Here is a 3,048-nt window from a genome sequence, read left to right as displayed (position 1 = left end):
GAGCAACACCGCTTCGATGCGGCGTGCCTTGAGATCGCGAAAGCTCTCGACATTGCCGGGATAAATCCGGAGGTCCACGCCGTCAACCTTCTGCAACAACCGCTGCGCAACCGACGATGACAACACTCCGACGGGTTTGTGCCTGAGATCGTCGATCCCGGCGAGGCCTGGCGTTTCCCTGCGGGTGACGATCTGCTGCGCGTAAACGAAGTAGGGCCGCGACATCGCGATGCGCTGCTGGTTTTCAGTGGTCAGTTCAAGCCCGTTGAGGATGATGTCGAAGTTGCCGCGTTCGAGCGCGGGAATGAGCTGGTCCCACTGGTTCTGGACCATGCGCGCCTTGACGCCCAGTTTCGCCGCGAGCGCGTCGGCCAGCTCGAATTCGAAGCCAATCAATCGCTCCGGCCTTTGTGGATCGGGATAGACGTAAGGGGCTCCGCCTTCGGCGTCCGCGCCCCAGAGCAGAACGCCGCGGTTCCGGATGGTTTCCAGAATGTCGGAGGCAAAAGCCGGAAGTGGCCTGCTCGCAAGCAGGAGGGCAACTGCAAAACTGTAAAGAGCTGCGCGCGACAAACGCGGTGCGTTCTTCATCGGCGACGCATCATAGCACGGATTTGAAAAAATGCCGGAAAATTGTTTAGAGCCGGAGTTTCATCCGCGCGATCACGACTGACGAACAACAAACTTGATGCAAGTGGGGTTTCTCGGGTTCGGAAAATCGGACCATCGGTCAACTCAAACGGTATAGGTTCCCGAGGCCGTCGTGCCGCCTTTGCCGGTCCAGTTGGTGTGGGAGAATTCGCCGCGCGGTTTGTCCACGCGTTCATAGGTGTGCGCGCCGAAATAATCGCGCTGCGCCTGCAGCAGGTTCGCCGGAAGGACGGCGGCGCGATATTGGTCGTAGAACGCCAGCGCCGTGCTGAACGCCGGCACCGGAATACCGCGTTTCATCGCCGAGGCGACGACGTTTCGCCAGCCTTTCTGGCAGCGTTTGATTTCACCGCGAAAGTAATCGTCGAGCATCAGGTTCGAAAGCTTCAGGTTCTTGTCGAATGCCTCCTTGATCTTGCCGAGGAACCGGCTGCGGATGATGCAGCCCCCACGCCACATGAGCGCGATTCCGCCATAGTTGAGGTTCCATTTGTATTCGGCGGCGGCGGCCCGCATGAGCATGTAGCCCTGCGTGTAACTGACCATCTTCGAGGCATAGAGCGCGTCGCGAACGTCATTGATAAACGCCTTCTTCTTTTCGGCATTCGCCGAAATCCCTCCGAGAGACGGACGCGGGCCTTTCAATTTCTTCGCCGCTTTCACGCGATCATCCTTGAGCGCCGAAACGCAGCGCGCGTAAACGGCTTCCGCGATCAACGTGATCGGGATGCCCAGGTCCGCGCTGTTCTGGACGGTCCATTTGCCGGTGCCTTTTTGCCCGGCAGTATCGAGAATTTTCTCTACGAGCGGCTGACCGTCGGTGTCCTTGTAAGCGAGGATGTCCCGCGTGATCTCGATCAGGTAGCTTTCGAGTTCGCCTTCGTTCCATTCCTTGAAGACCAGGTGCATTTCATCGGCGGTCATGCCGAGACCGTTCTTCATGATGTTGTAGGCCTCGCAGATGAGCTGCATGTCGCCGTATTCGATCCCGTTGTGGACCATCTTCACATAATGACCGGCGCCGTTTTCCCCGACCCAGTCGCAGCAGGGGGTGCCGTCTGAAACCCTGGCGGCGATGCCTTGAAAGATCGCCTTGACGTGCGGCCACGCGGCCGGCGAACCGCCGGGCATGATGCTGGGACCGTGACGCGCACCTTCCTCGCCGCCGCTCACGCCGGTGCCGACATAGAGCAGGCCCTTCGATTCCACATATTTCGTGCGACGGTTCGTGTCCTCGAACAGCGAGTTGCCGCCGTCAATGATGATGTCGCCCGGTTCGAGATGGGGCAGGAGCTGATCAATAAACTCGTCCACCGGTTTCCCGGCCTTGACCATGAGCATGACCCGCCTTGGTTTTTTCAAAAGGGCGACCATTTCCTCGATGGAATGCGCGCCGACCACGTTCGTGCCCCTGGCTTCTTTGGCGAGAAATTCATCCACTTTGGCAACCGTCCGGTTGAACGCGGCCACGACACTGCCGTGGTCGTTCATGTTCAAAATGAGGTTCTGGCCCATGACGGCCAATCCGATGAGGGCGATGTCAGCTTTTGGTTCCATGTTCAGATTCTTTCAGAAGGGACACCTTACAAAAGTGCGCCGGTTGCGCCAGAAGATTTTTACCGGCAACCGTCTGATACCTCGTGGCCCGCCCGGAAGGAATAATGAACCGATCTACACGCGAGCGCGCGGCGCCTCAGGGCTCAGCCAGAGAGGTGCCCGTGAATTTTTGTCGCACCGCGGCGACGATCGTCCCGACGTTCTGGAGAATCTCTTTCGCGGCGGCGGGGTCCGGGATTTTCAAACCGAAATTCTTGTCGAGCGCAACCACCAGTTGAAGCGCGTCCACCGAGTCGAGTCCGAGACTGCCGGGGCCGAACAGCGGCTGGTCGTCCTTGATCTCGCTGACGCCGATCTGTAGCATCAGGTTCTCGACGATCATGCTCTTGACGCGGGTTTGAATTGCGTTGATGTCTTCCATGTCTTTGCTAAAGGATTCCGCCGTCCACTTTCAGAATCGAGCCTGTAATGTAACCGGCGTCTGGACAAGCAAGAAATCGAACTGCGGCCGCCACTTCTTCCGGTTTGCCGAACCGGCGCATCGGGACGCGCCCCAGCGCCGACTTGCGCGCTTCCCCGTCCATTGCCGCGAGTGATTCAGTGTCCACGTAGCCCGGGCAAACGGCGTTTACGGTGATGCCGATGCGCGCGACTTCCTTGGCCAGCGATTGCGTTAACGCAACAACTCCGGCTTTGGCCGCCGCGTAGTTGGTCTGGCCCGCCGGAGCCAGCAATGCGCTCAAAGACGAAATATTCACGATGCGTCCATGACGCTGCAAAATCATATTTGGCATGACAGCCTGACAACCATGAAAAACGGAATCGAGATTTGACGCGATC

At 58.6% G+C, this 3,048-nt stretch carries 4 protein-coding genes; all 4 read right to left on the bottom strand.

Translation table 11 applies throughout. The features are described 5' to 3' along the window. On the bottom strand, nt 1-591 hold a 591-nt coding region (locus tag VN887_02630; GenBank protein HXT38896.1), incomplete at its 3' end, for an ABC transporter substrate-binding protein. A gap of 144 nt (nt 592-735) precedes the next feature. After that, the gene (gnd, locus tag VN887_02625; protein HXT38895.1) at nt 736-2,208 is read right to left on the bottom strand and encodes a decarboxylating NADP(+)-dependent phosphogluconate dehydrogenase; all 1,473 of its coding nucleotides are present in this window, start codon (nt 2,206-2,208) and stop codon (nt 736-738) included. Nucleotides 2,209-2,344: 136 nt separating this feature from the next. Continuing rightward, nucleotides 2,345-2,629 (bottom strand): acyl carrier protein, encoded by a 285-nt coding sequence (locus VN887_02620; GenBank protein ID HXT38894.1) that lies wholly within the window; start codon nt 2,627-2,629, stop codon nt 2,345-2,347. A gap of 7 nt (nt 2,630-2,636) precedes the next feature. Next, the coding region (locus VN887_02615; GenBank protein ID HXT38893.1) for an SDR family oxidoreductase at nt 2,637-3,048 on the bottom strand (412 nt) is incomplete at its 5' end.

It is taken from the genome of Candidatus Angelobacter sp. (assembly GCA_035607015.1).
Classification (GTDB): Bacteria; Verrucomicrobiota; Verrucomicrobiia; order Limisphaerales; family AV2; genus AV2.
This window is presented reverse-complemented; position numbering and strand designations above follow the sequence as displayed.